We start from the raw sequence: 26,003 nt of genomic DNA, 5'->3' as shown, positions 1-26,003 counted from the left end.
GGTCTACAAGAGCATCCATAGGGCCAGACCGAGTGCAACGACCGCAGATGCGGTGGCCCAGGACCAAGTGTGGTTGTGCTTTTTGCGTATGGTCCAGGCCTTTTGTTTCACAAGCCGCCTGCGCTCCCACGTCAGCTTCTTGGCTGGGTTGACAATGATGTTGGGTGGCTTGCCATACACCACATGACCATTGCATTGGGCGACGTACCGCCACGCGAACTCGTGATGCTCAAGTTCCTCTTTTGTGCCGGTGACGGACTCCAATGGAATGAACTCAAATTCCGTTTTCCATCCGCCAGCTGCCGATCGGTGCTGGTTCTCCCGGCGCTTTAAATCTACGGTCTGTCCGATGTATACGGCGTTGTTGTTGAAGCGCAAAGCGTACAAGTGACGAACGCGAGCGTGGTGTCGTTCGCTTCGCCCTAAACCCATGCAGTCCCTTCAAAGTGCGTGTTGATCCACGATAAGTTGTAGGTCCCCATGATGCTGTTGCGTGCGCTCCAATTTCTCATCGCTTGAGAAATGTGCGCGTCTGCTGCATCGTCGTTGCAGTCGTTTACCCTCTTGAAGTGTTCTTTTGCTTGTGCACCCCGATGGGAGGCGATAGCGCTGATCCAGTCGTTTGTGATCAAACACATCTCACACGCGCAAACGATGTTGATCAAACGCTGTTCCTGGGTGTGCGTGTCGTACTCCCATACGCACATAACGTCGGGTCGGTACACGCCTCCATTCAGCCGCGCTCCGCACATGTTGCAGGTGTTGGCTGAGGCATCAGTAATGGCTCGTTTCAATACGGACCACTGGGGGATCATGCGCTTGATGTCGTCGTTTCGTTTGTTGAACGGAAACGGGCTGTACGCGCAATTTGTAGTTCGTCATCGCTTGGCTCTCCTCTCGCGTTATGTCCAATTCATCCAACCAAATAAGTGAATTTTGTCAATCCGCTATTTGCGTTCTACAAGTCCGCTTTCAGGTTGAATGCTTGTTCCTGGGCCCGACCAAATCCAAGAAAACAAGTGCGATGGAGAGTCGTAACGAATGGGCTCGCCGATAATGTTCTGTCGGTGTGTCCGCCCCAATTGCACGCGTCCTGTGTGGCGCGTGGCGTTGTTCTCGACGGTGTAGGTTCCATCGGAGCGAAGGTTGTTGAAGTGATACCGGCCCTTTGAATTGGTTCTGCGTTCAATCGTTCGGTTTGTCTCGTGATGGAGCACCCGCACCACTTGCCCGGCCATGGGCCTGCCAGAGGCATCGACAACCACGCCAACAATGTCCGATGCAAGTGCATTTGCTGCGTGGGCGTGATGCGATGAGAACAACATCGCGATGGCGATTATTAAAAGTTTGATCATGTGACTTCTCCTTTTTGAGGTAAAAAAATAGGGGCACTTGACGGTGCCCCTATTGGTACGGCCAAGTTGTAGGCGGTGCGGTTGGATCAATCGAAGATGTACGAGGCCCCAAAGCCGCCACCGACGTTGGATCCACCAGATCCCCCTGTGATGCCTAATGTGATGCGAACACGCTCAGTGACCTGTGCGGTTGCTCCAATTGCCACCGCAGTTTCTGGCCCATAGAAGCCCACAGCCGCGTTGATCGACACTTTGCCAACGGGTAGGTACTGGCTTGACATGGCCATTTGCCCCATCGCCATAGCCTGCGCACCCAGTCCATTGATGCGCTTGTCTTGGCGGGAGATGCGGTTGTTCGTGTCTTCCCACCGATCGTTCATGCGTGTCTCAAAATCCCACAACTGACCACCGTTTACGGCATCGGTTGAGCCTTGCTCAATCCGTCCATTCGCCACGCCAGTCATTCGGACGGGCTGGGACGTTGAGCTTTTGAGACTCACCTGAGATTTGCTTTCGTCGTCGTATTTGACGGTCAGCGGATCGGAGGCACCATCAACCCCGTCCTTGCCGTCACGCCCATCTTGCCCACGCAGGGATGCGAGCCACTCCTGCTCTGAGCCTTTGTATCCCTCATCAACAGCCACCTCGTACGCACTGCGTCCATCCAAACCATTCAATCCATCACGCCCGTCTTGCCCAATGCCGTCTCGACCAGGAGCCCCGTCTCGACCTGGTGGACCTGCCGGACCCGGTGCGCTGCCGCCAGGGTTGTTTTCAACGGCGGTCAAACGCCCGTCTATCGACGTGAGAGCGTCGTGGACGTTGCTGTAGCTTGATCCCCCAAGGGTGACGTTCCAGCCGTTGTAGACGCCATTGGTGAACCCGGCGGTTCCGCCGAGTGTTTGGGTCACCGCCTTCAACTGTCCGAGGTTCACAGCGTCGTCGTCAGCTTGACCAGCGGCAACACCAATGAGACGAGACAGCAAGCTACTTCCCGTCTGGCCGAACGAGACAGTGCGGTTCTCATTGCAAGTGGATCCGTAACCTATGGAGACGCACGCCGCTTCAACGACGGTGTAGTTGCCAAGCGCGATCCCCCCCGGACCTCCTGCGCTGCTTGCGTAGGTCACGCGGTTTCCGAAGCCAATACTTGTTCCACTGTCCGCAACGGCATTGCCGCTTCCAAGGTTGCGGACATTGGAGCCGAGTTCGTTGTTGTCTCCCAACGAGCTTGTGAACTCCCCATTGGCGCGATTGAAACTTCCGTGAATATTGAGGTTTCGCCCGTTCAAATCATTTCCGCCGCCGTTCACATAAATTTGGCCGGTGGTTGGTGATATGGCGGGATCATTTGCGTACACCCAATCGGATCGAAGGATATTTTCAGACCCGTTGATGACGACAAAACCCGTATCGCTTTTGTTATTTGATCCGCTAATAAATACATCGGCCACATTGTGTGTCAGTGGATTTGTGATGTTTAGATCATTGTTTGTTCCGCTGAAATACAAGTTGGTCAGGTTTCGTTCCCAGGCTGGATCGGCATGGGTTGCGGAGTTCCCTGGGCCGACCCAATATTGTTGACGCGCCGCATCCCCGTAGTTCGGGATCGTTGCTTGAGCGTTTGCACTCGCATTGAACGCAATGGAAACGCAAGTGGCAGTGAATAGGTGATAAAACAACGGATGTCTCATGAGTGCCTCCTTTTAGACGTACTTATCTCAAGAAAGCAAACATTTTGTTTTTGTCAAGCTTCAGAATTCCACTGAAAAAAAGCCCCCGGTGAGGGGGCTTTGCCATATCGCACAAGGAGGTGAATGCGAATGGTGTTTTGAAATTAGCAGAATGCTTTGCTGAGTCAAGTCATATCATATTGACATTGTTTGTTTTTTGTTACCCGGTAAGTGTCTAGTGCATTTATGGGGTAATTATGAGAGTTATATATTCAACAAGTATTGCTTTGGCTCTGAGCGTTGTTTCCATAGTGCATTGTCAGGCTCGCGAGCAAATTGACATAATCGAATCGATGCACGGGCAGGGTCTGACCGAATTTCTTGCCGTGGTCGGCTTAAAGCTTCGCACTTATACGGATAGAACCGGTCATGAGGCCTGTGCGGCGATTGGCGTCCGGGACGATGGTTCGTACAGTGTTCAAGTTTTCACTGATGGCGTAAGCATTGGCTGCACCATTGATACGGGCGAAATCCAGCAAGGGGCGCGGTTCACTGGCGAAATCATCCATTCCCACCCCACCCAAAAAATTCTTTCAATTGGAGCTGCGGAACGGGCATGGGCCGAACGCCATAAAGACCCATCCGCTGGGGCAGCAACCGTACGCAACGATGGTTCGTCCGGTTTTTCGCGCGTTGACTACAACTATTCGGGCGTCAGCTGGTTGGTTGCTGGTCGTACACTCCTAAGAAAGGACGAGCGGGGGAAGACTCGGAAGGTTGGAGAAATCCCCCGCTGAAAGTGATGCGCGGTGCTGTGTCAATCGCATCTGTATTCGTAAAGCTTCAGTCGCGCTCCATCGCTATCCCAACCCACTGCTGTGTATTCATAGGCGACCACACTGGCCCGGTTCAACTTTTCACACGAACATTGACTGGGCCAATTGATTTGTGTTGCCCCAATGTTGCTAATCCTCATCCCGTAGTGCTGAGCTGTTAGGGATGATAAGCACGCACTCACGGCGGGCGTGATCGTTCCAGATCTATGGAATGAGAACGGCCCGTTATATTCAGGTGCCCAGGTTGCGTATCCAAAGTTCTCGCTGACGTTTGGATTTTTGATGCATTGCCCTGCGTTGTATTGATGCGCACCGTATAGCGATGTCAATGTTGAATTGTCGCAAGCAATCGCCCAGCCGAAACCACTCTCTCCGGCACGCGCCCACGCGCCCCGGATCGTTTGCACAGGGAGTCTGGTTGGGAATGTTTCTGAAATGGTGCAGGTGTTCACATGATTGCGTTGCGCGCCCGTATCGTACCAGCCGCCCCAGGCGCCGACGCTGGGTGAGGGTGCAGTTGCCTGACCGTTTGGACAATTGAAGCTTATTGTCCGTTGGCGATGCTGTTGCTTCTCATACGAGTTTTGTCCCGCGTAACCGCTTGGGCATCCAAGATCCACACGTTGCCATTGCTCATCGGTTTCGCTGTAAGGGGATGGGCATGTTGCACAATTGCTACTGTGGTTTCTGGTGCCAGACTCGACCCATGCGCCATACGTTTCTGATCGCCCAGGTGATGTTTGACCAGACTTGCTGTTGCATGCATACGCTACCGTCATGGACTGATTGAAAACCGCTTCCCAAGTCTGATTTCCATATGAGCCAGCCGGGCAGGATCCTGAGCGGGGTTCCGTGCGGGATAATGTGGAGGACGTGTCAGCCGGACATGCGTTGCATTGTCCCACCACAGATGAGGTTTTTAGTTCCCACACACCGCTCCAAACAGGAGCAGTTGTTGCGTTGGCGCAGCGCGAGTATTGTTGTTCAACACCATTGCGCTCACCATAGGTGTGAATTGCGCAGGGCACAGAAGTGGCCCTTTGCATGCGTCCTGGCGTACAGCACGTGCCTGTAGTTGTGCACGACGCGCTGCATGTATTTGTCATCGTCTGCCACTCACCCCATTCTTTTGTTCCATCCGCTTTGCAATTGCGGTAGCGCTCACGGATGATGTTTCCACCTTGATCGGCAGGGCATGCAGTCGTTTCTGTGCTTTTATCCGTTGCCGGGTCAAATTCGCATGCTGTTTGTGGTGGGCCCGGATCGATGCAATTCCGAGTGACGGGAGCCCACGCTCCCCATTGTTCACTTGGGCACGCGCGTGATCGTCCTTCAATGACAAATCCAATTTGATTACTTGGACAGTTCGATACACGCTGCTCGGCGTTCGGTACGCACGCGGCCTGTGGAGCGTGGGGATCGATCATTGGAACAGGAGCGGCGTTGGCACCACATGTGTTGCTGATGGTCACCCATGATGTCCATTGGCGGCTGGGGCACGATGTTGCTGGGCACGTAGCGTTGCGCCGCTGGGTAATAGAGCCGCTTGCGTTGTCTGGACACGCCAATGTTTGGGTTTCAATCGTGGGCGAACACTCACAGGCCAGCATATCTGTTGCTTGAGATGAAACACTTTTATTGGTGTAGCGAAAAAGCACTTCATTGCCGTTGCGCGTGGCGCATTGAGTTGCCAATAAGTCCTCGCGCAATTTGGAGTAGGGTTTTTGCACCTCAACGCTGTTGATGCGCACAAAATCCGCCGAGCGGGCCAATGCTGTTGCCAGGTTCACGCACGAGCCACTTGGTACAGACTGATAAATCAGATCAATTGAGTCGTTGGTCCCAAAAGCCGTTCCGGGTTGCACAATGGCCGAGGCGCCAACGCTTGATGGTGTGTCCAATGTTCCATTGCGCACAATGAATTTTGAGTTGTACGTGCTTTCAAGCGTCGCTGTTGATAGGCCAGCGTACGACGGTTGCAGTACATATAGATCCGTGAGCGATTGGACAATTTGTCCCGAGCGGGATTGTTCTGTGCGGATCGCAGCCATCGAAGCTGATGGCTTGAATAGCTTATAAGTAAATGCACCCAGTCCGACAATGAGCGCCATGACTAGAGTCATCTCGATTAAATTAAAACCTCTTTGCGTCATCGCGCCCCGTAAAATAATATCTATTGTAATCACATTACGAGGCTTTTTTCTTTTGGCAAGCTTTTGCTCTGCTAAATAAATGTCTTCTGGTGGCGTTTTATTTTGTTCCCATTGTAAGGGTGGTGAAATTCGTTTTCATTAAATAAGCCCCATTGCTGGGGCTTGGGTTATCGTCCTTTATTCGACTCTGTGAGCGTTTTTCGTTGGATGGCTGACATGAAAACCGCTGTGATATCTTCAACCGAATGCAGGGCTAGTCTTTCAATCAAACCCTGTAGTTCCTTGTTATCACCTTTTTGGGCTTCCAGTGCGTCAATGCGCCGCCCAATGTCTTCGGGCTTCGGGTTGAAGTACCGCATGAATGTGCCCATATCGCGGTGCCCGGACACCATGGCTGCTTCTGCCGCTGAAAGCAAAGTGCCCAATTCCGTGACACGGGTATGGCGCAGATCGTGCAGGCGAGCGGTGCGGATTTCCTCACGCCCCGTTTCGTCGGCCACTGCCTCACGCGCCCTGGACCAAGCCTGGGTGATGGTGTCGGGACGCAAGCGCTTACCTCTGCTGGTTCGAAACACAGGTCCCACTAGGTCCTTGGCTGTGCGATTGGCCCGAAGCGCTTCCAAAATGGCCATTGTGTCGCCGTTGAGAGGAATTGAGCGCTGACGACTCTCCCCGGCGTTCGATTTGGTGTCGCGCAGCAAAGCCAATTTCTTCCGTTGGTCGATGTCTGACCAATCCAATTTGCACACTTCCGCCCGGCGTGCAGCAGAGAAGCGGGCGAAGCGGATGGCAGCGTAGGTTGTGGGATCAGTGCGGCTTCGCTCCATCCATTGGCAAAGCAACTCCCATTCCTCGGCATCAATGGTTCGCTCGCGCTTATCATTGATTTTGATGTCTCTGAGTGTCGCCAATGGGTTGTCCAGTGACAACTTCCATACTTTTCTGGCGTGGTTGATGATTGTGCGCAGAGACGACAAAAGACGCTTAACGCTTCCGGGTGGGGCTTGCTTACCGTCTTGCCCCTTCAACCGCCAGTTCAACGCCTCGGTGCTGTTGGGGGAGTGAAACAGGTCGTAGGAAAGTTGGTCCATTCGCCGGTCCACGATGTCGGGAAACCCGTCGCGGTTGGGCCCGGTGGTGGCTGTGCCGAGCATCACGGCAATGGCTGACAATTCCTTAGTCACGCTCTTGCGCACGTGGGCCTTCAAGGGCACATGCTCAGAGGCCATCTTCTTCTTTTCGCGGTCCTCCTGGGTAGTGATGAGCCCTTGTTCCACCTCTTGGCGGTAGCGCTCCAAAATTCCGCGAAGGGTGTAGTGGTGGGCGGCGCTGGACCACTCCAAGGAGTCGCTTTTGATTTTTTGACGTTGTTGCTTGGCGTACACCTCGGCATCCGTGCGCGCACGTTCGATGTGGGTGTCTGCCCCCTTGGGCGCGTCAAGGTCCACTGGGTAGCGGACCGTTGGGAGGTGTCGCTTCTCGCCGTTGACCATCCAGCGGATTCGAACCTCCCAACGAGGGGAGCCGTCACTGCGGAAGGCGACACCCGGTACGCTACTTGTGGGCTTCTTCATCTTGGTCATCTTCGACATTGCCTGTATCCTTAACGCTGGTCCTTGACCCCGTAGCTCAGCTGGATAGAGCGGTCGCCTCCTAAGCGGCAGGTCGCGCGTTCGAATCGCGCCGGGGTCACCATCGTTGTGATTGATTTTGCCCCAATCGGTTGCCCCAGATCCTCCGAGATCCCTCGACATCCTTGTGCCACAGGGCTTGGCGATTGTCGATCTTATCCCTCCTAAGGGGAAGGTCGCCCGTTCGAATCGGGCCGGGGTCACCAGTTATCAATGACTTAGCCCGTTAAGCGCCGAGCTACTCTGATCTATTCGTGATCTTCTAGCCCTGCGTTTGGCACAGCTGGCACACTTAGCTGGTTCCTAGCAGAGGCTAGTCGCCAAGGTTCTCCGCACAGCCAGAAGGAATTGGTCGTGACAACCGATGACTCCAGTGCGCTGCCCACTGACGGAACGTCCTCCATCGCGGGCTTGGCGTCTGAAACACGGGATCGTATGGTCCGTTCGAACCGGCTCCAAGCGTTCGGGGCTGTCCTAGGTGTAACCGTCGGTTTGAGCATTGGCGTGATCTCGGGATTTGCCGCAGATCTGTTCAGCATAAAGTCTTCGCTGCTGACGTTTGTCGGCATCGTAATTGCTGGCGCAAGCACCGCTGCCGGCATCAGCCTTTACTTGGATGGGAGGCTCAGCCTAGCCAAAGTTGAGACAGGAAGAGTTTCGTCCCTGGACACGCTGGCGAGGCAAGAGCTGTTGCTGGCTGTGGAGAACGTGAAGTCTGCTGCCGCTCGACTGTCAGAAGCGACCGCCACTCAAACGGGATCTGCAGATGGCGAAACTGACGCACGGCTGCTGGCGAGCAGGGCAGTATTTCAAGAGGCTAGGAGCCGACTGTCAAAAAGGGCTGCAGATCTTGAGAGGCGAGCTACCGTTAACCTCATCATTGGTACTTCCACGTCAGTAGCGGCGGTAGTCATGTTGGTGGCGTTTGCGTTTACGCCAATTGCCCTGGTGGATATTTCTTGGCAGCAAATTCTGTCTTACTACCTGCCGAAGTTTGGTGTTGTTGTGATGCTCGAAGTGCTCGCATTCTTCTTCCTGCGACTCTACAAGGCTACCCTATCGGACTCGCGCTTGCTCGACGGAGACCTTGACGCATTCGCCCTGAAGGAGGGCGCACTTTTGACCGCATGGTCGGACGCGGCTGAAAATCGTTTGGAGTTGGCCAAAATGTTGGTGGCACCTACTGATGGATGTTCTGATCGATCCGATGACGCTACGGCGCCGCTGGATCCCAAACTAATAGCTGAAATGGCATCAGCTATCGCAAAGGTTGTGCGCGGATAGTAGACCAGTAGCTAGAACTTGAGCCGGGAAACAGCGGCATCATCTCCTTCGGGGGTAAGGTGCGCATAGTACTTTTCAGTGGTTGAGTACTCAGCGTGCCCAGCCAAGATTTGTACCCTGCGTAGCGGGACGCCGGCCATCACCATATGAGCGCAAAAGGTGTGTCGCAGCCGATGCAAATGCCCACCTACGTTGGCAAGCTCCGAATCTTTCTTGAACCAGTCCGATACGGTGTCCTTGTGAACCGTTACCAGAGGGCCCGGCAGGTGACGCAGTGCCCACCTGGCATAGCGGTTAAGGGGAACCTCCCGCCATTTCCCTGACTTCGTCCTGCCTTCACCGCTCTCGTCCGGGTCGCTCTCTACCAAGAGGCGACCAGCTACGACCGAGCATTTCTCCAAGCCGATGGTCTCGCCCCGCCGCAGCCCGGTGTGGGCCATGAACATCCACAGCGGCGCCCGCGCAGGGTTCGCGCGATACAGGCGGCGCATGGCCGCCCTGTCATAGAACTTGACTGCCACGCTCCGCACGCCGCGAGGCGCTTCACTGAGGCGAGCGGGTTCACGTCCAGCTCTTTCCATTCGACGCCGCGATTGAACGCCGCCTTCAGCCGTCGAATCTCCTTCCCACTGTTTCCTTTGCCGCCTTGTCGTCCAGCAGCCTGGCGCGCTTGCACTGCTCCACCTCGACCGCTCGGATGCTGTCGATCGGCCGGTGGCCGAATCGCTCGATGAAGCGCTTCACCTCGCTCCTGGCCTTCGAGATCGTGGTTGGGTGCTCGGCCTCGTACCAGTCCAGATACCACTCCAGGTATTCGCGGACCTTGGGCAAGCGGGCCAAGATCCGGACCCCGTGGGTCAGTTCTGCTTCTTTCGCGGCACGTATTCTCTCCGCCTCACGGGCTTCAGGTTCCCCAATGGACCTGCGAAGCGCTCGCCGCCTTCCGGCCAGTCGAGGTAGGCCTTGCTGCCGCGCCAGTAGAGTCGAACCTTTGCCATTCCTCTGCACCCTCAATCGCGGCATAGAGCGCCGCCTTTTCGTACAACTGCTTTCCCATGAAGCGGCGGGGCGTGAGCCCATAGCCCATGGCGTTCTTCCTGAACTGGCTGTTGGAGACGCCGCAGTAGTGGGCGGCCTCCTCAACGGTCACAAGGCCTGTGCCAGCACGCAGTGATCCAGCCGATCGTTCGCTCTGGAAGCGCCATTCTTCCGGGTTAATGCTGCCGGAGAAGCGCCCTTGTGCATGCAAGTCGTTGGCGTGGGCCACAAACCAGAGCCGGTCCCGTCGGTGGGGCGCGTCGACGGCACAAGCTGGGACAACGACCGCCCGGCAGGCGTAGTCCTCTGCTTCCAGGTCAGCAGACACTCCGTCGAGCCAGCTCTTGCCAACCGCCGCCGCAACCTGTTCTTCCATGACGACAGCGGGCCGTCGGGCACGGATGAGGCGAAGGAAGTGGGGCCACAGGTGCCGATCGTCATCCTGGGCTTTTCCTTTACCGGCGACGGAGAACGGCTGGCACGGGGCGCTGCCGGTCCAGAGCTCGCGGTCGTCGGGCCACCCAGCAAGTCGAGCTGCAAGGGACCAGCCGGCGATGCCGGCGAAGAAGTGGCATTGCCGGTATCAGGCGAGGTCTGAGGGTTGAACATCGGTGATGCTCCTGGTGTCGACGTGGCCGGGCGGGATCAGCCCGGCATCGATGAGGTTGCGGATCCACTGCGCTGCGTAGGGATCCCATTCGCTGTAGTAATTCACCCGACTATCCCTCGCCGCCATAACGTGTGAGCATCTGCCGAACATCAAGCAAGGAATGCGGTATGAGCCCACAGCCAGAAGAAGTGAAGCGTGCGAACGAATTCGAGCTAGCAAAGACAATCTGCGAGGGTTTACTCGCGGTTGCGCCAATCGCAGGTGGTCCAGCAATTGTCCTGCTCGTGTTCGACCCTTCGACAGATTTTTTGCCATACGCTTCGCGCAACGTCGTAATTGCAGCGTTAGTTTTGGCTGGTCTGATTCTTCCGTTGATCCCTTTCGTCTCCTTCGTAGCTGGCGTATGCCCAAAAAAGATGGGCCGTACGTCGGGCCTGGTTCGTATTTCATCCATTTTTTTGGTGGCTCTAGCCAGCATTTTTTTGAACTCTTCAGCGCTGATGTGGCACGATGCAAGGACCGCTGAATCCATCGCTGATAGTCGACGCATCGACGATAGAAAGCGCGAGCAGTCCGCAGCTGAAAAAAATGAGATGCGAGAGTTGATCGAAGCGGCAGTCGCTGCTGAGTGCGGCCGTCCAAGAGGGGCGCAGTAGTAAGAGCTGTCGCACGCTTTAGCGACTTTGGTGCGGAGCCGAAGCAGCTTAGCCATTGCCCACAGCCTCACCCTCTAGCCGGCTGCACATCTGCCAGGTTTCTCCTGCCGTTGCTCATGCCTGCATGTCCTTGCTGTTGGTGGAGCGCGCGCTGTGCGCGGCGAGGTGTTCCCAGCGTTCGGCTTCGCCCACGTAGTACTCGTGGCGCCCCTGGCGCACCCTTGCGGTGAACTGCACGTCGTGCAGTGCGCGCTCGGCTGCGGCTCGGTCGGCCTCTGCCATGCGGGCTGGGTCGTGATCGAAGATGTCGAGCTGGTTACGCACGGCAAACCTCCGCGGCGCGGGCCATGCCAGAATGCCCGCGAGTCCACAGGGGGATCAGGGAATGAGCGCTTTGGAGCAGTTGTGGAACGGTGTCAGCCCGTGCATGGAGCCGGGTATTGGCGACTGCGTCGTTTGGTGGGACGCTTGGGCTGTCGTGGTCGCTGTCTTGGGCGTCTTCGTGGCAACGATAGGAATTCTTGTTGCTGGCGTCTCTGCTTTTGCTGTCTTTTGGCTGGGAAGGCAGGCCAATTTGGTCGCCAAAGTCGGGCTTGACAATGGAGTCGCTGAGCGAGATCGACTGAGCGATGAGGCGGACAGGCAGCGCGGGCGCGAAGAGAAAGTCCTGCTGTGCTTTCTTTCCGCAGAGCTGGATGTAGCTCGCCTCAAGATGGGCACGCTCAATGAGTTGCTGCAGAGCGTCCACTGCGAAGTCGAAGCCTTCGTTGGGAATGCCAAGATGCGAGGAGTTCTTGCAGAGAAAGCTGCGGAGGTAAGCTTGGAAAAGCTCCATTCTGTGATAGGACGTCTTCACGCAATTCAGGCGTCCACGGGGATGCGCTTGGGACGCCTTGCCGGTGATGTGCCTGTACTGCAGCGCCACCTTCGAGATCTCGCCAATGTCAGCATTGCCGATGTGGACCAAGCCAGCGAAAAGGCGGAGCGGAAGAGGGAACTGCTTCGCGCTGGCTACGCCGCCGTTAAGGAAATCGCAGCACGCGCAGCAAGCGACAGCTCCTTCCTTGGCAATCTGGCGCACACAACTGCAGCAGGTCTCGAACTCTAGCTGGAGGGTGACGAGAGGCGAGATGCCGACGGCCATGGCGGCGAAGAAGGTCTGCTCGGTCATGGGCGACCGCCGTTTGCATTCGCGATCACGGCGCTGATCTCATTCCAGAGGCTTTCAGGGCGTTCCTTATCTGCCGCGGCTATGAACCCGATTTCGCGGAACATCCGTTCGGCCTTTACGAGCGCATCCAGCAACTCCGGCGCGGCGGCGATCAGGCGCGCCGTTCTCTCGCTCTCGCCCGAACTGTCCTGAGAAAGCTGGCAGATGAAGCGGTTGTTGGGTCCGCGCACGATGTGCGTGTAGGCATCGTTCTGTTCCTGGTATGCCCAAGGCCCTTGCGTCCGGCCGGTCACGACTGCACCTCGCTGAAACTGAAATTGCAGGTGCGCTGACAGTTGCCGTTCTTGGCTTCCCATCGCAGCGAGGCGATCTCTTCCTCGTGCGGAGCCAAGGCGTCTTTGATGGCCTGGAACGAAGGAAGGGTGAAGTCCTGGAAGGCGGACAGCTTCTCGGCCAACCAGATGGCGCGGTAGTGGGTCGGCAGGCCGCGCTGCACGCACGCCCCGGTTTCCACGTGCGTGACCTGCCAGTCGCCCAGCTCGGCGACCGTGCTATCGCCCATCATGGCCTTCTCGTCATCGCTGTAGACGTGATGGCAGAAGAACGGGCCGACTACGAAGCCGGTGAACTTGTTGGGCGGCGTTGCGTCAGCGCGCTGCAGGTCTTCGTCGCGCGGCAGGGTGAAGGTCTGCATTGCAGCCGGTACGCAGGGGAATGCGGTCAAGCGGCACCGCCTTGGGCGATTGCGCCCTCGGTGGAGGCGATGAACGCCTGCAGCTTCTTCTGGCTTGCAGGCGGCACTGCGATGTAGGTACGGCCGGCAATAACGTGATGCTGACCAGCGGTTTCGCTGAAGGTCGGCGCGGTATCTGCAACCGCGAACATGACCATGGCCTTTGCGCCGTGGGTGCGGCGCCAGCCGGAGACGTTCCAGCCGCCTTCATCCTTCATGGCGTGCAGGCGCATGCCGCAGCTCCCGGTTGATCGAACCGAGCCCCGCCAATGCGTTCTCCTTGAACTCCGCGAGGTTCGATGCGGTCACCATGCCCGTGACCTGGATGCTGAGCGCGGGCAGATTCTCCGGCGCGCGGCCCACCGGCGCAGGCTCGCTGGCCGGCCCCGGCTTGAACGCTGTGACGTCGGCCTCCAGCTGGGCCCAGCCGGAGACGATGCGCGCGCGCAGATCCGGGTTGGGCAGGTACCAGCAGTGCCGCTCCTCGACCAGTTCCCAGCCGCCGGAGGCCTGCCGCCATTCGGAAGCCATGAAGAACACGCGCTCGCAGTTGGAGACCATCGCCTGGTGCTCCATCTGGATCTGGTACATCAGCGGCAAAATCGGTGCCGACGCAGCCTTCGAACATGGTATCGCGCAGCGTCTGGTTCAGGCGTTTGTGCTCCCAGGCGGTGTCCTCCAGCAGCGTCAGACCGTCAAAGCTGGCTGAGTACTTCCCGGCCACGCCAGTGGTCAACGGCCGACAGCAGGGGAGGGGGCTTAATGATCGCTAAGACGATTCTGAGCTCGCTCCATCGCGTCGAGAGCACGTGTAATGCCGTTCTCCATGCGCTTCCAGACGGCGCGAAGATCTTCAATCGTGTGCTTGGGCTGGGACTGCGCAGCGTTGAACTCGGGATGGGCAAGACCGTCGGCCACCTCGTCGGCGCCGGCGATGTACGAGATCGCGCAGTACTGCGATCAGCGGGTCAGCGACGGCATGGAGCCGCGCTTCACCTGCAGCCTTTACCTGCAGACCCGGGAGTCGGCCCACAAGGCGCTGCAGGACATGGCCAGCATGTTCCGCGGCATCAGCTTCTAAGCGGCAGGGCAGATCATGGCCTCGGCGGACATGCCGAAGGACCCGGTCTACACCTACAGCCAGGCCAACGTGGTCGACGGGAAGTTCACCTACATCGGCAGCGGCAGCAAAGCGCGGCACACGGTGGCATTGGTGTCCTGGTCTGATCCCGATGACTTCGGCCGGCAGAAGGTCGAGCCGGTCCAGCTGCAGGAGAGTATCGCACGCTACGGCGTGAATCAGATCGAGGTGACGGCCTTCGGCTGCCACTCCAAGTCGCAGGCACAGCGCGTCGGGCTGCACATTCTCTACAGCGAGAATCTGGAAACGGAGACGGCACAGTGTTCTACGACTCCAGGCGTAAGGGCCTGTGGGTCCTCCAGGTGGTGGCGCTACAAACGGTGCCAGGACCTCCCGCTGAGATCGGCCAGTTCTTCCCTGGGGTCAAGATCGGCATTACCATCCCGTCGCCGCGGTTCTACTACTACTACTCGCAGTCGCAGGATCGGTGCACCATGAATGCGGACTACTTCCACATGATGAGCGACAACCGGATTTTTCTCTCGCGGTTGCAGGTAACTCAACAGACCCTGATCACCAGCACGTTCCCGGTAGGCGGCGTGACGATCGGGCCGCAGAACGCCACGATCTTCATCGTGGACCTGATCGAAGTGCCGCTAGGGTTCGGTTGAAGACTCAGGCGTGGCCGAGTTTCAATTCAATGCAATCTGCCTAGAGGCTGATGGAGGGCGATCGATGTGAGCGTTGTCACTTTGTGGGCTCGCAAGACTGGATAGGATCGAGCAGCGAGCAAGATGTTCGCGATTGAAGAAATGGAGCATTTCGTGAAATCGAGTCTTCTGAGTATTTCTTTGCTTCTCGCAGTTGGTGGCGCGTCCGTCGCCCATGCAGGCGGGACTGACCTTGCATCCGTGGCGAATGCGGCGGTGCAGATGGATCCCAGTCTCGCTGTGCCAGCAGGCGTCACGCTGGCAGAACTGCATCGTCTCTATCACCCCAAGCAAAACTCGCACATGATCATTCACTATGACATTGCATCGTGGTTGCGATCGGGATTTATCGACGAAGGCGTCATTGGATTTATCTCCTCGACTCCTTTTGAGGGTGGTCATGCGATCAGGGCGTGTTTGAGCCACACGCCGTATGACGATTTCACCTCAACTGACATGAACTGCGAGGGACAAGTAATTCCTCCCTATCGAGGGATTATCGGCTACCTTTCGACGGTCCAGTTGCCAGGCACCGCGCCACTGTATCGATGCGCTTATGCCTGGAAGGGAAAGCTGCGTCATTTCGACACCCGCGATATCGGCTGCGAAGGAATCTCGGGCGCCCACAACGACGGGCCGCAAGGCTACGTCTTCATGTGATTGAGTGGCCGCCTGGCTTGTGGCTAGGCGGCTCAGCCTATAGGCAAAAGCCATTCCCCACTGTTGTTCCGGGGGGTGTTCACTACTCGGCTGACGCAGTAAGCCTTCCATCACGCAGACCCAACGGCAGTTGCGCCCAGATGCTGCCCATGTGCTGCGCCGTCCAGATTCGCGAGGCTTAGTCGAATCTGCATTGGGAGGCATTGAACTAGTAAAGAAAAGCGGCCTTGGACAAGGCCGCTGAATTGATTCAATAGGTGATGCTTCTCTGAAGCGACTCCGCGCTAGGTGCAGGTGATAGAACTGCGCACGAGAGGACTCCTTACCCCGTCGCCGTCTTCCAAGTAGCGATCTACTACAATGACACTGCCGGGTACGGGGCGTGCCACGGTGCATCTGGCCTTTGCTTGCAGCGTGCCGGGTGTGCTACTGGGGAAGATGTACTGCTCTGAAATCTGCGAGCAACTGTAGCCCGCCGGGCAGGTGACGATCTTGGTGCGCAAGTACATCGGGTAGGTTGGAGAGCCGGAAAACTGCACCGTGTACGGGATGTCGGTACGATGTGGCCCGGTCACCGGAGGAGCATTGGTGATGGTCAGCGGTCGGCAGTCAGTCTCGCCTGCCTTGAAGGTGCGATAGCCCTTCTCCACGCCTTTCATAGCCGCCTCGCGGAATTCCGTGTCCTGAAGTGCTGCGGCGTCTTCGGTGTTGGTATGAAAGGCTATCTCGATTAGTGCTGTCGGCATTTCCGCCTCTCGGACTTCGGCCTTCTCACTGCCATCTACGAGGTCAGGTCGGATGCTGAAATCGGCATATTTCTCCACTGCATTGATCTGCTCCTTCATGTAGCAGAGGATGTTCTTGGAGAGTTGCACGGATTGCGGATCATCCGCTTTTGTCATGACGAGGGTGCCGCGGGCGGTTGGGCCGGCGCCATTGGTATGCAGAGAGATGAAGGTCTCGGCATTGATGTGGTTGGCATACTTGGCGCGGGCCATCAAATCGTCGTCGTATTCCCGAAGATTCCCCCGATCGGGTTTCCCATTTGGGTAGAGGTTCCAGATCGTGGGGCCTTCATTGGGTAGTAGCGATTTGATGTAGTAACGGGCGGCTAGGTCTTTCCACGGAAGATTGCTCTCCGCTTCGATGTATGGCATCAGGATGTCACGGGTATGGCGGACGTCAGTGACGTGCATGCGGCTGCGTGAGGTCAGGTATGTATCCAACATCGACGCATACAGCGGCGTGATGTCGTCCTCATGGACGTTGGTGGTGCCTGCATAGGCGGTTGGGCGCTGGTACTTCCAAACGTTATCGCCATGGTGGAAGTATTTTCCGTGGCCTGGATTGATGAGAACCAGTCCCGGCACAGGGGGTGCCGCAGCGCGAGTACTACGTTGGTTTTTCCTCTCTTTGACGTACTCAGGTGGGAATATCTCACTGAGTGTCCTGCCGCCAATTCTCAAGCTAATAAATTTGAAGGCAACGACACCAGATAGATAGTTGTAGAGCTCCATCTTGATTTCGCCAATCTTTTCGCTTAGATCTTCGTTGAGCTCCGTGGCGCCTTTGGGTAGATAGCCCGAATCAAGGTCTATCCAGACTATTCCGGTAGATTGATCAGGAGAAATTCTAACTATTACCTTCGACTCCTGTCCGGGCAGTCTTTTCTGTTTATCAACGAAGCGCTGTAGCTCAGGTTCAAGTTGGACGAGAATCGCCGTGCTTTGATCAATGGATCGAAGTGGTTGTTCCTTTATGGGCTGCGTTGATTGAGAGCTTGCATTGGTGGTAAGCGCCAAAGAAAGCGCTAGCCCTGCAGCTATAAAAGCAAGCTTATTGCCTTGAGTAACAGACATCATGCATCTCCTTTGCTGATGGATCCCCCGCGAGTGAGGGTAACAGCAATGACCGGACTAGATGAAATGGTGGGCCATTGCGTTTGTTGCAAATAGATGAAGCTCTGCGAGGGTGTAGAGTGGCCCCGCTGCTGTTACAAGCGGCCGGCGTAGGGGAGTGGCCAGGCTTCAGCGCGGAATTGCCCGATTGAGCTAGCTGAGCAAGACGGGCATCCTGACCTTGCCGAATCCAGGGCCGCAGGCAGCTCAACCCGAGGGCGCGTGAGCAGTGCCGCGCCGGTTTTACATAGTGGTCTAGCTTCCTTGGACTGCGCCGATTTGCTCAGTCAGAACTGTTAGAGATTGCTGGAAGGCAGCGGCGAAGAGATCGCCGCCACTATCCTTGTGCTTAGCCGCGATGCTGGGGAGGAGCTGATTCCATGCAACAGATAGGTTCTCAGGCTCAGGGTGAGTCAGTACACACAAGCGAAGTGCGTACTCCATTGCCTTGAGATAGCCGCGGTGCATTTCGAGGCCGGGATTGTCTTGGGCGGTTGGTCGCCCAGAAGCGGCAGGATGATGGCCACGGCCTACGCCAAGAGCGACAGCCGGCAGGCTACGTCTGTGCAGCCGATCGGCGGTCAGTTCGCGTCACAAGGTGATCCACTCAAGGGCGTGGCACCCAAGCATGCTGTAGGCCGACCTGATGGGCGCCGGGCGGCTCCAAGCGGGCTACCTCAATGAGCCGATGGGCCGGCAAGTCGCCGGAGGGCGCCTGCTGATCGGATTCCTTCAAAGAGCACAGGCCGTCGTGAAGGACCTTGGAACGATATGAAGTAGTGTCCCCGCTCGCGCGGGGACGATCCTGCTTGTAGTAGTCAGATGGGGATCAATAGCTCTTAAGGCACATCGCCTGAGAGCTTGGTGTTTGGATGCCGACTACTGGCAAACGTACTCCGTAGAGCTTTCGAAGAACCTGTCGTAATAGTCGTTGGGATTATCGCCAGAGCCGAAGTACACAAGCTCTGCACGGTAGTAGTTGGTGACCCCGTAAAGTCCCGGTGTACTACAGGTCGCCGGTATCGGACCCTGGTACTTCTGACCTGCGAAAACGTGGTGATACTCCTGGCAGGAATAGCCGCCGCCAACGCCTTGAGGATCTGGCCTACAGGTGCCGCCACCGTACTTCATGTTGTCAAAACCGGTGTATGCGTCCGTCGGGCACGAGCCAAGCCCTTCCGAACCCCAGTCGCCGTACAAATAAACTCCGCTCGGCCCGTCCACGCCTCCCTGGCAAAAGTTGGTATACGCCACTGGATAAGGCTGGATAGTTTCCGAATCCACCCATAGCAGGCGGCCCGTTGGGACCCACTGACCGGCGAATGCGCTCTGGGCGAAGCTTACCGATAGCAATGCGAGTGACATGCGCAGCATCAGGCGGCGCTGGGGGGAGCGGGCAGGCCTGCAATCGTTTTGCGTTGAGTTCACTTCCATCTCTCCATGAGTAGGGTAGTGCTGCACTGCTCGCGCAAGGTCGCAACAGCAAGACGGGGATGCAATCGGAAAACCGCCAACACGGCTGTAGGTGAAGCCCTACGCCGTAGTGCAAGAGCCACCCTGCAGGGAAGTCTGAGCGGCTAAGAATGTCAATTGGTTGGATCGCAGTGGCTGAGACGGCCGGTCGTATTCTTCCGGCCATGCTTCCTTCGCACGGCTACCAAAGTTTCCGCACCGCCCCGATGCCCGCCGGCTGGGTCCAGTTGGGCGACACATGGGTGCTGTGGTGGAACGGCAGGCAGATCGTCAACGTCTCGCCGGCCTGTGGTGGCAGCGTGCGCGTCCGCGTGAACGCTTGGAAGATGTGGGATACCAAGGACGTCCGGGCCGCCAGCATCGCCCAGGGCAAGCGCTACGCCGAACGTTGGTGCGCGGCTAGGCTCTACCCAGAGATGCGCCTGCGCGCGGCTGTGGCCCGGCTGCTGGACACCACGTCGAGTGAACCGCTGGAGCCACTGCCCGGCCTGCCGCCAACCCTAGAGCAGCAGCAACAGGCTCGGCGCCTCGCCGAGGCAACGGCCGCCGCTACCGCGCGGGTCAAGGAAGCACTGGAGCCGCCCAAGCCGCCGACAGCCAAGCCCCGACCGAAGGACGCCCGCGAGGCGTGGGTGAGTGCAGGGCTGCAGCAGCTGCGACGGGGTGTTTGAGCGGAAATGGGCCCACGCCGGTCCCATGCACTTTGTAAGTCTTTGATTGATCGGGCGACGAAATCCCCCTCCTAAGGGGAAGGTCGCCCGTTCGAATCGGGCCGGGGTCACCACCCGCCACCTGCACGGCAACCGCTCGCCGGGCTTCTACAACAACCCCAGCCCCCCCAGCACCGCTGCCACCTCCTCGCGCTCACCGCCCCGCAGCCCCTGCAACGGCAGCGGCAGGCAGTTCTGGCCGCACAGCCCCAGCAGGGCCGCCGCGCAGGCCATGACGCGAATCCCGCCAAACCGGTCATACAACGACCACAGCGGCGCCAGTCGTGCCGAGAGGGCCATGGCGCCCCCGGCATCGCCGTTTCCCACGGCCCGCACGATCTGCAGCGCAACCTCAGGGAACAACCCTGCTGTCACCGAATACCAGCCATCGCACCCCGCCAGCAGTCCACGCACCGCCGAGGCGTCACCACTGACGCCCAGCGTCACATGCGCAGGAACGCACGCACGGAGTGCCGCAACGCGCGCGGCCGCCTCGGCCGGATCATCAGCAAGGCGCGGGATCTTGATCGAGGCGATGTTGGGCAGTGCGGCGATCCGGCCATGCAGCGCATCGGTGAAGCGGAAATGCGTGGCGCCGGGATTGTCATAGACGCAGATCGGTGTGCGCACCGCAGCGCATACGGTTTCGAACAGCGCTTGCACCTCATGATCCTTCAGGGGCTGGTAGGACACGGGGGCCAGCAGCAGGCCAGCAGCACCCGCATCCTCCGCATCCAGCGCCAGTGCCAGCACGTCGCGGGTACGCAGTGCACCGATGCCGGCGATCACCGGTACGCCCCCGGCATGCGCGAGTGCTTCGCGCAGCACCCGCTTGCGCTCGGGCTTTTCAAGATAGGCGTAGCTGCCCGTAGAGCCCAGGACGCCCATTGAATCAACACCAGAATCAGCCAGGCGCTCGATCAGGTGCGCAAATACCCGAAAGTCGATGCCGGCTTCAGAGAGCGGGGTCAGGGGAAACGCGCTGAGGCCATTGAACATGGGATCTCCCGGAACTGGGATGGGTTGGGTGCCACCGCGCCTGGGGCGTGACGACTGGACGTCTGGAATTGTTTATTGTCCTATGACAAAACTCAAGTGCGGCCATGCAGCGTGTCTATCCGGTGCAAATGGCGCACCATGAATGTCATGGAACCCAACCTTCGCCCCGTCCAGCCTTCGAACTACGCCACCGTCGCCAGCTGGCCCGAATCCGCCGGGGCCACCCAGCGCTGGGCAGGCCCGGGTGTGCCGTTTCCACTACCGCCGCAGCGGTTCGCGCAGGTGCTTGAGCTCGAGGTGCGCCCGGGCTGGGCGCTGCTGGACGAGCAGGGTGTTTGTGTAGGCTTCGGCCAGTACTGGATGACCGGCGCCGGCACCGCGCACCTGGGCCGCATCATTGTTTCCCCACTGGCACGCGGGCGCGGCCTTGGCCGGCTGCTCGTTCAGTCCTTGAGTGCACAGGCGCTGCGCGAAAGCGGTATCCAACACCTCACCCTGCGCGTCTATCGTGACAACGCGGCCGCCGCAGCCCTCTATCGCGATCTCGGTTTCCAGCAGGTTGAAGCGTCCTCAACGCCGGAACTTCTGTTCATGCAGCGCACGTCGGGCTGAATCCTGTTCAAGCCGGTGTGGCGGCCTGCAGGGCACACCATTGCTCCCGGGTGATGCGGCTGATGTGCTCGGTACGGTAGTCACCAAGGAAGCTGTTGAACTTGTTCACTTCGGTATGGTGATGCTGGAAACCGCATTTGCGCTGCGCGGTGAGTGATTGGAGGTTGTCAGCGAAGTAGCCGCACCACAGCGCTTCCAGCTCCAGCTGCAGGAATGCATGCCGCATCACTTCGCGCACCGCTTCGGGGACCAGCCCGCGACCCCAGTACGGTACGCCGATCCAGTAGGCGATCTCGCCTTCGCGGTCGCTGATCTCGAAGTTGCTGTCAGCGCCGATCAGGATGCCGACACAGCCGATGGCGCGGCCGTCTTCGCGGTTCTGCAGAGCGTAGACCTCTGGCTGGTTGAAGACGGTGCGGATGATTTCGGTACTTTCCTCGACACTGGTGTGCACCGGCCAACCGGCGATCGGACCCACGCGCGGGTCGCGGGCGTACTCGTACAGATCGGCGGCGTCGGTGTCTCGCCAGGGGCGAAGGATCAAGCGTTCGGTGTGCAGCTGCATGTCGATTCCAAGGAGACAAAGAGAGTGCACAGGCTAGGTCGCCAGGCGCGACCGGCCCAGAACGGGACCTTGATGGTTTCGGTACTTTTCACAACTGATGGTCGAGCCCGGGTATGCTGGGGCCCGGAATACCGCCGGATCGGCCCATGGACCGCGTACCCCAGCTTCTGGACCAGGACGAATCCATGCGGCTGGAGGTCAGTACGCTGGCCGAAGGACAGGGCGTCCCGTTGTCGTTCGGTCACGCCTATCTGGTGGTACTGGTATGCGTCTCGGGGTGCGCGCGCTTTGCACTGAATTTCCGCGAAGTAGCGGTGCAGCGTCATGATGTGCTGGTGCTGGCAGAGGACACGCTGGCGCTGCTGCGGCATCGCTCGCGCGGCTTCCTGGCGATGGTCTGCCTGATGCCCAAAGCGCTGGCATCGGAGGTGGCCTATGTGTTGCCCAATGCGCTGTTCCAGTTCCTGCACGAACAGCCGCACTGCCGGCCGTCACCGTTGGATGTGCCGTTGCTGCAGGGATGGTTGCAGCTGATGATGGACGCGCAGCACAACGGTGGACGGCATCGCCACGTGATGCTGCGCAATCTCCTGCAGAGTTTCTTCCTGAAGATGGCCACGTTGCTGCCGAAGCAGAAGCGGGCGCCCGCGCAGGTCAGCCGACGCGAGCGCCTGGCCTGGAGCTTCTGGGAGCTGGTCGGGCAGCGCAGCACGCGCCAACGTGACGTGCAGTCCTACGCCGAGGCGCTGTGCATCACCCCGTTCTATCTTTCGCAGCTGACCCGCGAGTGCTTCGACGAGACGCCGAAGGCATTGATCGACCGTCAGGTGGTGCTGGAGATCAAGGCACTGCTCACCTACAGCGAATTGCCGATCGGTCGCATCGCCGAGCGCCTGTGTTTCGAGGATGCGTCCTACCTGTGTCGCTACTTCCGGCGGCATACCGGTCAATCGCTGACTGGCTACCGCCGGGCGGGGCAGGGTGGCACTAATGTGATACGAACAGCGGCGCCGGTACTTCGGCGAGCAGATCCTCGGTGACTCCGCCGAGCACGCGCTCGACCACCCGGCTGCGGCTGTAAGGGCCCAGCACCAGCAGGTCTGCGTCGGCATCGAGTACGTGCTGGCGGATGGTTGCGGCAACGCCGCCCTGGCTCGAACTGATCGTCTGGATCTCCACCTCAACGCCATGCCGCGATAGATGCTGGGCCATCTCTGCGCCGGGTGTGGCCTCGGCCTTGGGCGTGTCGACCATCAGCAGGTGCACCGCTTGTGCACGCGCGAGCAGGGGCAGCGCATCGGCCACCGCGCGACGTGCCTGCTTGCTGGCATTCCAGGCCACCACAATGCGATGGCCGACCTGATCGCCCTGCCAGTGCGGCGGCACCAGCAGCATCGGCACGCCGGTCTGGCGCAGGGTGCCCAGCGGGTGCCAGCCAGAAGGGGCGCCGGGAGTACGCGGATAGCCGGCGATGATCAGGTCGCAGTACAGCGACTGCAGGGCCAGGTCGGCGCCGCCCAGATAGTCCGAGACGATGCGCAGTTCGGTGCTGATCTGCAGCGGCTCGGACACGGCTCGCAGGTTCTGCATCAGCTGTGCGGTGCAGGCGGCATCCGCGCGCGCCTCATGGTCGAGCGCGGCGGCGATGCCGGCGCCGCGCGCGAAGCCGTTGGCGATGTCGGTGGGATGCTGGGCGGTGGAGACTGCGACCAGATGCGCCTGCTGCGCCTGCGCCAGATCGGCGGCGATGTTGAGAACGCGGTTCCCGGTGTCGCTGGCGTCGAACAGTACAGCGATATCGCGTAGTGGATGCAGCATGGCGTTGTCTCCTTCGATGCCTGTGACGCGTTCCCTGTCGCGCACCGACCCGGGTGCACCGGACGCACACCCGTTTTAGCGCATTGGTGATTCGGATGAATCATCCGTGATTCAGTTTATTAATTGATGATTCATGCTAGCGTGAGGGTGAACCCACACCTCAGCGCTTTCATGCGACCTGCCGCAGCACGCACCCGCCGCGACCTGCACCACGCCCTGGCAGCCACCCTGGTCAGCCATCCGCGCTGCACGCTCAGCGAACTGGCGCAGGGGGCAGGCATCAGCCGGGCCACGCTGTATCGGTTTGCACCAACACGTGAAGCGATAGACGAAGCACTGTTCGCCGCAGGCTTCGAGCGTCTGGAAGCGGCGGCGGTCTGGTTCGACGAGGGCGGTGATGCACGCCACGTGCTGGAGCAGGTCACCGCCACGCTGCTGGCGGACTGGGAACTGGTGACGCTGCTGTTCGCGCGGATGATGGAAGAGCAGCAGCGCCAAGGCGACCTGCATCTGCTGCCGGAGCGCTGGGCGCCGATCGGCGAGCGCTTCGAGGCCTTTTTCCTGCGTGGTCAGGCGGCCGGAGAGTTCAACGTCGGTTTCACCGCAGTGTGGCTCGCGGACTTCTACTGGACGTGTTTCTACGGCATCACCTGGTCACTCGCACGTGGTCGGCTGGCGCCGGCCGCGGCGGCCTCCACGCTGCTCGCGTCGTTCCAGCGGGGGGCGATGAAGGATTGACCGCAGGGGCTTGCGGCCGGGGCGCCGTGGCTTACGCCTGCTTCAGCAGCTGCACCAGCTGGCGCAGCCGATACGGCTTGGGCAGGAACTCCACCTGTTCCGGCAGCGGCGGCAGCTGCGAGCGCGCATAACCGGACGACAGGATCATCCGAGCCTGCGGTTGCTCGCGCGCCACATGCTCGCTCAGCTCGATGCCGGACATGCCGTTGGGCATGCTGACGTCGCTGAACACCACGTCGAAACGTGCTTCGCCCTTCAGCAGGGCGGCGGCCTCATGCGCGTCGGCGGTCGTGGCCACGTCGATGCCGAGGTCGCGCAGGGCCAGGCCGATCATTTCACGCAGATCGGTCTGGTCTTCCACCATCAATACGCGGATCGGGTCATCGGTCATCGGCAGTGTCCTCCATTGCGGGGAGCAGCAGGCTGACCGTGGTGCCGACACCGGGCGTGGTGGACACGTCGACGAAGCCGCCGCTCTGGGTAGTGAATCCGAACACCTGGCTCAGGCCCAGGCCGCTGCCCTTGCCGATGTCCTTGGTGGTGAAGAAGGGCTCGGTGGCCCGTTCGGCGATGTCGGCCGCCATTCCGTGGCCATCATCGCAGACGCTGAGCGTGACATAGCCCCGTTGCAGCGTGGAGTCCGCATCCGGGTCGAGCCGATGCTCCAATGCGGTGCCGATCAGGATGCGGCCGCCTTCGAGGGTGGCATCGGCGGCATTGGCCACCAGGTTGGCCAGCGCAGCCTGCAACTGCATCGCATCGGTGTTCACCAAGGGCAGGCCGGGTGTGAGCCGTAACTCCAGCAGCACCGCAGGCGGACAGGCGCGCTGCAGGTCCGGCAGCCATTGCAGTACCAGGGCATTGATGTCCAGTGGCTCGCGGATCAGGGTCTGGCCGGTGCTGAACGCCAGCAACTGGCGGGTCAACAGCGCGCCGCGGTCGGTGGCTGCCTGTGCAGCATCCAGCAGCTCGGCGGCACGCGCATCGTCACCGCTTACACGCAGTGAGAGCAGGTCCAGCGCGTTGCCGATGGTGGTCAGCAGGTTGTTGAATTCGTGCGAAAGGCCGCGGCTGAGGCGGCCGACGGTTTCGAACTGCTGGGTGTTGCGCAGCGCACGCTGGGCGTCGCGCAGCAGTCGTTGTGCCTGCCACTGCTCGGTGATGTCGCGGGTGATCTTGACGAAGCCGAGCAGCTCGCCTGCCTCGACGACCGGCTCGATGACCACGCTGGCACGGAACGAGGAGCCATCGCGACGTACCCGCCACCCTTCACTGGCAACGTGGCCATGTTGAGCTGCATGGCGGAGCAGGCGCTGCGGTTCCCCCGCCTCGCGATCGGCAGCCAGATAGAAACGGCCAAAGTGCGTGCCTACCACTTCATCGGCTGAATAGCCCTTGATGCGCTCCGCGCCCGGGTTCCAGCTGCAGACCATGCCATCAGAATCAAGCAGGTACAGCGCATGGTCGCGCACGCTGTCGATCAGCAGTCGCAGTTGGCGTGAAGGGTCCGTCAGCACGGACGTCGTAGAGGCGGCAGCGTCCACGTGGAAATGAGCATTACCCCTGGGAGGGACGTGAAGCTAGGCAGTGCAGTGTGAA

The 26,003-nt window shown here is 59.3% G+C and carries 32 protein-coding genes, 2 tRNA genes and 1 pseudogene; 14 read left to right on the top strand and 21 right to left on the bottom strand.

Annotation, left to right across the window (positions count from 1 at the left end):
* Positions 1-3: 3 nt before the first annotated feature.
* The 3 genes from G5A07_RS03370 to G5A07_RS03360 form a co-directional block, all read right to left on the bottom strand.
* Positions 4-387 carry a GIY-YIG nuclease family protein gene (locus G5A07_RS03370; protein ID WP_191862725.1) on the bottom strand — a complete coding sequence of 128 codons (384 nt, stop codon included), beginning with the start codon at positions 385-387 and terminating at the stop codon, positions 4-6.
* A 560-nt stretch (positions 388-947) separates the two neighbouring features.
* Positions 948-1,355: a carboxypeptidase-like regulatory domain-containing protein gene (locus G5A07_RS03365; RefSeq protein ID WP_191862723.1), complete on the bottom strand. Its 408-nt coding sequence runs from the start codon at positions 1,353-1,355 to the stop codon at positions 948-950.
* A gap of 86 nt (positions 1,356-1,441) precedes the next feature.
* Positions 1,442-3,049 carry a YadA-like family protein gene (locus G5A07_RS03360; protein WP_191862722.1) on the bottom strand — a complete coding sequence of 536 codons (1,608 nt, stop codon included), beginning with the start codon at positions 3,047-3,049 and terminating at the stop codon, positions 1,442-1,444.
* 236 nt (positions 3,050-3,285) lie between these two features.
* Here G5A07_RS03360 and G5A07_RS03355 point away from each other — a divergent pair, with 236 nt between their 5' ends.
* Complete coding sequence (locus G5A07_RS03355; RefSeq protein ID WP_191862720.1) at positions 3,286-3,825, top strand: hypothetical protein; 540 nt, start codon at positions 3,286-3,288, stop codon at positions 3,823-3,825.
* 20 nt (positions 3,826-3,845) lie between these two features.
* Here the strand turns inward: G5A07_RS03355 and G5A07_RS03350 are convergent, their stop codons facing one another.
* Entirely contained in the window at positions 3,846-6,017 is a 2,172-nt protein-coding gene (locus G5A07_RS03350) for a type 4 pilus major pilin (RefSeq protein ID WP_262405822.1), read from the bottom strand.
* 167 nt (positions 6,018-6,184) lie between these two features.
* A complete protein-coding gene (locus G5A07_RS03345) occupies positions 6,185-7,609 on the bottom strand; it encodes a site-specific integrase (RefSeq protein ID WP_191862716.1) in 1,425 nt (474 codons plus the stop codon).
* 26 nt (positions 7,610-7,635) lie between these two features.
* On the opposite strand from G5A07_RS03345, the gene G5A07_RS03340 reads away from it, so the two are divergent.
* Both G5A07_RS03340 and G5A07_RS03335 read left to right on the top strand, forming a co-directional pair.
* Positions 7,636-7,712: transfer RNA gene (locus tag G5A07_RS03340), tRNA-Arg, on the top strand.
* A 290-nt stretch (positions 7,713-8,002) separates the two neighbouring features.
* Positions 8,003-8,932 (top strand): hypothetical protein, encoded by a 930-nt coding sequence (locus tag G5A07_RS03335; protein ID WP_191862715.1) that lies wholly within the window; start codon positions 8,003-8,005, stop codon positions 8,930-8,932.
* An 11-nt stretch (positions 8,933-8,943) separates the two neighbouring features.
* Here G5A07_RS03335 and G5A07_RS22400 read toward each other — a convergent pair whose 3' ends face one another.
* The 4 genes from G5A07_RS22400 to G5A07_RS22385 form a co-directional block, all read right to left on the bottom strand.
* Complete coding sequence (locus G5A07_RS22400) at positions 8,944-9,423, bottom strand: tyrosine-type recombinase/integrase (protein WP_262405813.1); 480 nt, start codon at positions 9,421-9,423, stop codon at positions 8,944-8,946.
* A gap of 115 nt (positions 9,424-9,538) precedes the next feature.
* Complete coding sequence (locus G5A07_RS22395) at positions 9,539-9,763, bottom strand: hypothetical protein (protein WP_010484756.1); 225 nt, start codon at positions 9,761-9,763, stop codon at positions 9,539-9,541.
* A gap of 73 nt (positions 9,764-9,836) precedes the next feature.
* Positions 9,837-10,526, bottom strand: coding sequence for a DNA cytosine methyltransferase (locus G5A07_RS22390; RefSeq protein ID WP_231298726.1), 690 nt, complete (start codon positions 10,524-10,526; stop codon positions 9,837-9,839).
* 27 nt (positions 10,527-10,553) lie between these two features.
* Positions 10,554-10,685: a hypothetical protein gene (locus tag G5A07_RS22385; protein WP_262405811.1), complete on the bottom strand. Its 132-nt coding sequence runs from the start codon at positions 10,683-10,685 to the stop codon at positions 10,554-10,556.
* Positions 10,686-10,747: 62 nt separating this feature from the next.
* On the opposite strand from G5A07_RS22385, the gene G5A07_RS03320 reads away from it, so the two are divergent.
* Positions 10,748-11,236: a hypothetical protein gene (locus G5A07_RS03320; RefSeq protein WP_160317664.1), complete on the top strand. Its 489-nt coding sequence runs from the start codon at positions 10,748-10,750 to the stop codon at positions 11,234-11,236.
* A gap of 114 nt (positions 11,237-11,350) precedes the next feature.
* Here the strand turns inward: G5A07_RS03320 and G5A07_RS03315 are convergent, their stop codons facing one another.
* Genes G5A07_RS03315 through G5A07_RS03290 form a run of 6 tightly spaced genes read right to left on the bottom strand, consistent with a single transcriptional unit; the run spans position 11,351 to position 13,671 of the window.
* Positions 11,351-11,560 carry a hypothetical protein gene (locus G5A07_RS03315; protein WP_010484763.1) on the bottom strand — a complete coding sequence of 70 codons (210 nt, stop codon included), beginning with the start codon at positions 11,558-11,560 and terminating at the stop codon, positions 11,351-11,353.
* Positions 11,553-12,407 carry a hypothetical protein gene (locus G5A07_RS03310; RefSeq protein WP_191862713.1) on the bottom strand — a complete coding sequence of 285 codons (855 nt, stop codon included), beginning with the start codon at positions 12,405-12,407 and terminating at the stop codon, positions 11,553-11,555. The genes G5A07_RS03315 and G5A07_RS03310 overlap by 8 nt, the downstream gene beginning before the upstream one ends.
* Complete coding sequence (locus G5A07_RS03305; RefSeq protein ID WP_126560415.1) at positions 12,404-12,700, bottom strand: hypothetical protein; 297 nt, start codon at positions 12,698-12,700, stop codon at positions 12,404-12,406. The genes G5A07_RS03310 and G5A07_RS03305 overlap by 4 nt, the downstream gene beginning before the upstream one ends.
* Positions 12,697-13,131, bottom strand: coding sequence for a hypothetical protein (locus G5A07_RS03300; protein WP_191862711.1), 435 nt, complete (start codon positions 13,129-13,131; stop codon positions 12,697-12,699). Before G5A07_RS03300 ends, G5A07_RS03305 begins: the two co-directional genes overlap by 4 nt.
* Positions 13,128-13,373 (bottom strand): hypothetical protein, encoded by a 246-nt coding sequence (locus G5A07_RS03295; protein WP_010484771.1) that lies wholly within the window; start codon positions 13,371-13,373, stop codon positions 13,128-13,130. The genes G5A07_RS03300 and G5A07_RS03295 overlap by 4 nt, the downstream gene beginning before the upstream one ends.
* Positions 13,348-13,671, bottom strand: a complete 324-nt coding sequence (locus G5A07_RS03290; RefSeq protein WP_191862709.1) for a hypothetical protein — start codon at positions 13,669-13,671, stop codon at positions 13,348-13,350. The genes G5A07_RS03295 and G5A07_RS03290 overlap by 26 nt, the downstream gene beginning before the upstream one ends.
* On the opposite strand from G5A07_RS03290, the gene G5A07_RS03285 reads away from it, so the two are divergent.
* The 5 genes and pseudogenes from G5A07_RS03285 to G5A07_RS03270 all read left to right on the top strand — a co-directional run bounded on the left by G5A07_RS03285 (position 13,670) and on the right by G5A07_RS03270 (position 15,591).
* Positions 13,670-13,849: a hypothetical protein gene (locus tag G5A07_RS03285; protein ID WP_126560419.1), complete on the top strand. Its 180-nt coding sequence runs from the start codon at positions 13,670-13,672 to the stop codon at positions 13,847-13,849. The genes G5A07_RS03290 and G5A07_RS03285 overlap by 2 nt on opposite strands.
* Positions 13,850-14,074: 225 nt before the next feature.
* Positions 14,075-14,221 (top strand): hypothetical protein, encoded by a 147-nt coding sequence (locus G5A07_RS22380; RefSeq protein WP_231298722.1) that lies wholly within the window; start codon positions 14,075-14,077, stop codon positions 14,219-14,221.
* Positions 14,222-14,236: 15 nt separating this feature from the next.
* Positions 14,237-14,497: pseudogene (locus G5A07_RS22375) on the top strand (hypothetical protein); the annotation flags it as partial.
* 44 nt (positions 14,498-14,541) lie between these two features.
* The gene (locus G5A07_RS03275; protein ID WP_191862885.1) at positions 14,542-14,892 is read left to right on the top strand and encodes a hypothetical protein; all 351 of its coding nucleotides are present in this window, start codon (positions 14,542-14,544) and stop codon (positions 14,890-14,892) included.
* Between the two features lie 123 nt (positions 14,893-15,015).
* The gene (locus tag G5A07_RS03270; protein WP_049410722.1) at positions 15,016-15,591 is read left to right on the top strand and encodes a hypothetical protein; all 576 of its coding nucleotides are present in this window, start codon (positions 15,016-15,018) and stop codon (positions 15,589-15,591) included.
* A 284-nt stretch (positions 15,592-15,875) separates the two neighbouring features.
* Here G5A07_RS03270 and G5A07_RS03265 read toward each other — a convergent pair whose 3' ends face one another.
* Positions 15,876-17,450 (bottom strand): N-acetylmuramoyl-L-alanine amidase, encoded by a 1,575-nt coding sequence (locus G5A07_RS03265; protein WP_191862707.1) that lies wholly within the window; start codon positions 17,448-17,450, stop codon positions 15,876-15,878.
* A gap of 1,676 nt (positions 17,451-19,126) precedes the next feature.
* Here G5A07_RS03265 and G5A07_RS03260 point away from each other — a divergent pair.
* Both G5A07_RS03260 and G5A07_RS03255 read left to right on the top strand, forming a co-directional pair.
* Positions 19,127-19,633: a hypothetical protein gene (locus G5A07_RS03260; protein ID WP_029379832.1), complete on the top strand. Its 507-nt coding sequence runs from the start codon at positions 19,127-19,129 to the stop codon at positions 19,631-19,633.
* A gap of 19 nt (positions 19,634-19,652) precedes the next feature.
* Positions 19,653-19,746 (top strand) — tRNA-Ser (locus tag G5A07_RS03255).
* 34 nt (positions 19,747-19,780) lie between these two features.
* Here G5A07_RS03255 and G5A07_RS03250 read toward each other — a convergent pair.
* On the bottom strand, positions 19,781-20,671 hold the full coding sequence (locus tag G5A07_RS03250) for a dihydrodipicolinate synthase family protein (RefSeq protein ID WP_191862705.1): 891 nt from the start codon (positions 20,669-20,671) through the stop codon (positions 19,781-19,783).
* A gap of 147 nt (positions 20,672-20,818) precedes the next feature.
* On the opposite strand from G5A07_RS03250, the gene G5A07_RS03245 reads away from it, so the two are divergent.
* Positions 20,819-21,283 (top strand): GNAT family N-acetyltransferase, encoded by a 465-nt coding sequence (locus tag G5A07_RS03245; RefSeq protein WP_143994269.1) that lies wholly within the window; start codon positions 20,819-20,821, stop codon positions 21,281-21,283.
* Positions 21,284-21,290: 7 nt separating this feature from the next.
* On the opposite strand, the gene G5A07_RS03240 is transcribed toward G5A07_RS03245, so the two are convergent.
* Complete coding sequence (locus tag G5A07_RS03240; protein WP_143994254.1) at positions 21,291-21,848, bottom strand: GNAT family N-acetyltransferase; 558 nt, start codon at positions 21,846-21,848, stop codon at positions 21,291-21,293.
* 146 nt (positions 21,849-21,994) lie between these two features.
* On the opposite strand from G5A07_RS03240, the gene G5A07_RS03235 reads away from it, so the two are divergent.
* Positions 21,995-22,888 (top strand): helix-turn-helix domain-containing protein, encoded by an 894-nt coding sequence (locus G5A07_RS03235; RefSeq protein ID WP_019338485.1) that lies wholly within the window; start codon positions 21,995-21,997, stop codon positions 22,886-22,888.
* On the opposite strand, the gene G5A07_RS03230 is transcribed toward G5A07_RS03235, so the two are convergent.
* On the bottom strand, positions 22,836-23,666 hold the full coding sequence (locus G5A07_RS03230; RefSeq protein WP_043397173.1) for a universal stress protein: 831 nt from the start codon (positions 23,664-23,666) through the stop codon (positions 22,836-22,838). The two genes, G5A07_RS03235 and G5A07_RS03230, sit on opposite strands and share 53 nt — an antisense overlap.
* 171 nt (positions 23,667-23,837) lie before the next feature.
* Here G5A07_RS03230 and G5A07_RS03225 point away from each other — a divergent pair, with 171 nt between their 5' ends.
* The gene (locus tag G5A07_RS03225) at positions 23,838-24,404 is read left to right on the top strand and encodes a transcriptional regulator (RefSeq protein WP_049453152.1); all 567 of its coding nucleotides are present in this window, start codon (positions 23,838-23,840) and stop codon (positions 24,402-24,404) included.
* A 31-nt stretch (positions 24,405-24,435) separates the two neighbouring features.
* On the opposite strand, the gene G5A07_RS03220 is transcribed toward G5A07_RS03225, so the two are convergent.
* Together G5A07_RS03220 and G5A07_RS03215 are read right to left on the bottom strand one after the other, a co-directional pair.
* The gene (locus G5A07_RS03220; RefSeq protein ID WP_010482617.1) at positions 24,436-24,795 is read right to left on the bottom strand and encodes a response regulator; all 360 of its coding nucleotides are present in this window, start codon (positions 24,793-24,795) and stop codon (positions 24,436-24,438) included.
* Positions 24,785-25,921, bottom strand: coding sequence for a PAS domain-containing sensor histidine kinase (locus G5A07_RS03215; RefSeq protein ID WP_191862703.1), 1,137 nt, complete (start codon positions 25,919-25,921; stop codon positions 24,785-24,787). Before G5A07_RS03215 ends, G5A07_RS03220 begins: the two co-directional genes overlap by 11 nt.
* Positions 25,922-26,003 lie beyond the last annotated feature (82 nt).

Source organism: Stenotrophomonas sp. AS012628 (genome assembly GCF_010608305.1).
Taxonomy (GTDB): Bacteria; Pseudomonadota; Gammaproteobacteria; order Xanthomonadales; family Xanthomonadaceae; genus Stenotrophomonas; species Stenotrophomonas geniculata.
Note: the sequence above shows the minus strand (reverse complement) of the source record. Positions and strands in the feature narration are given on the sequence as shown.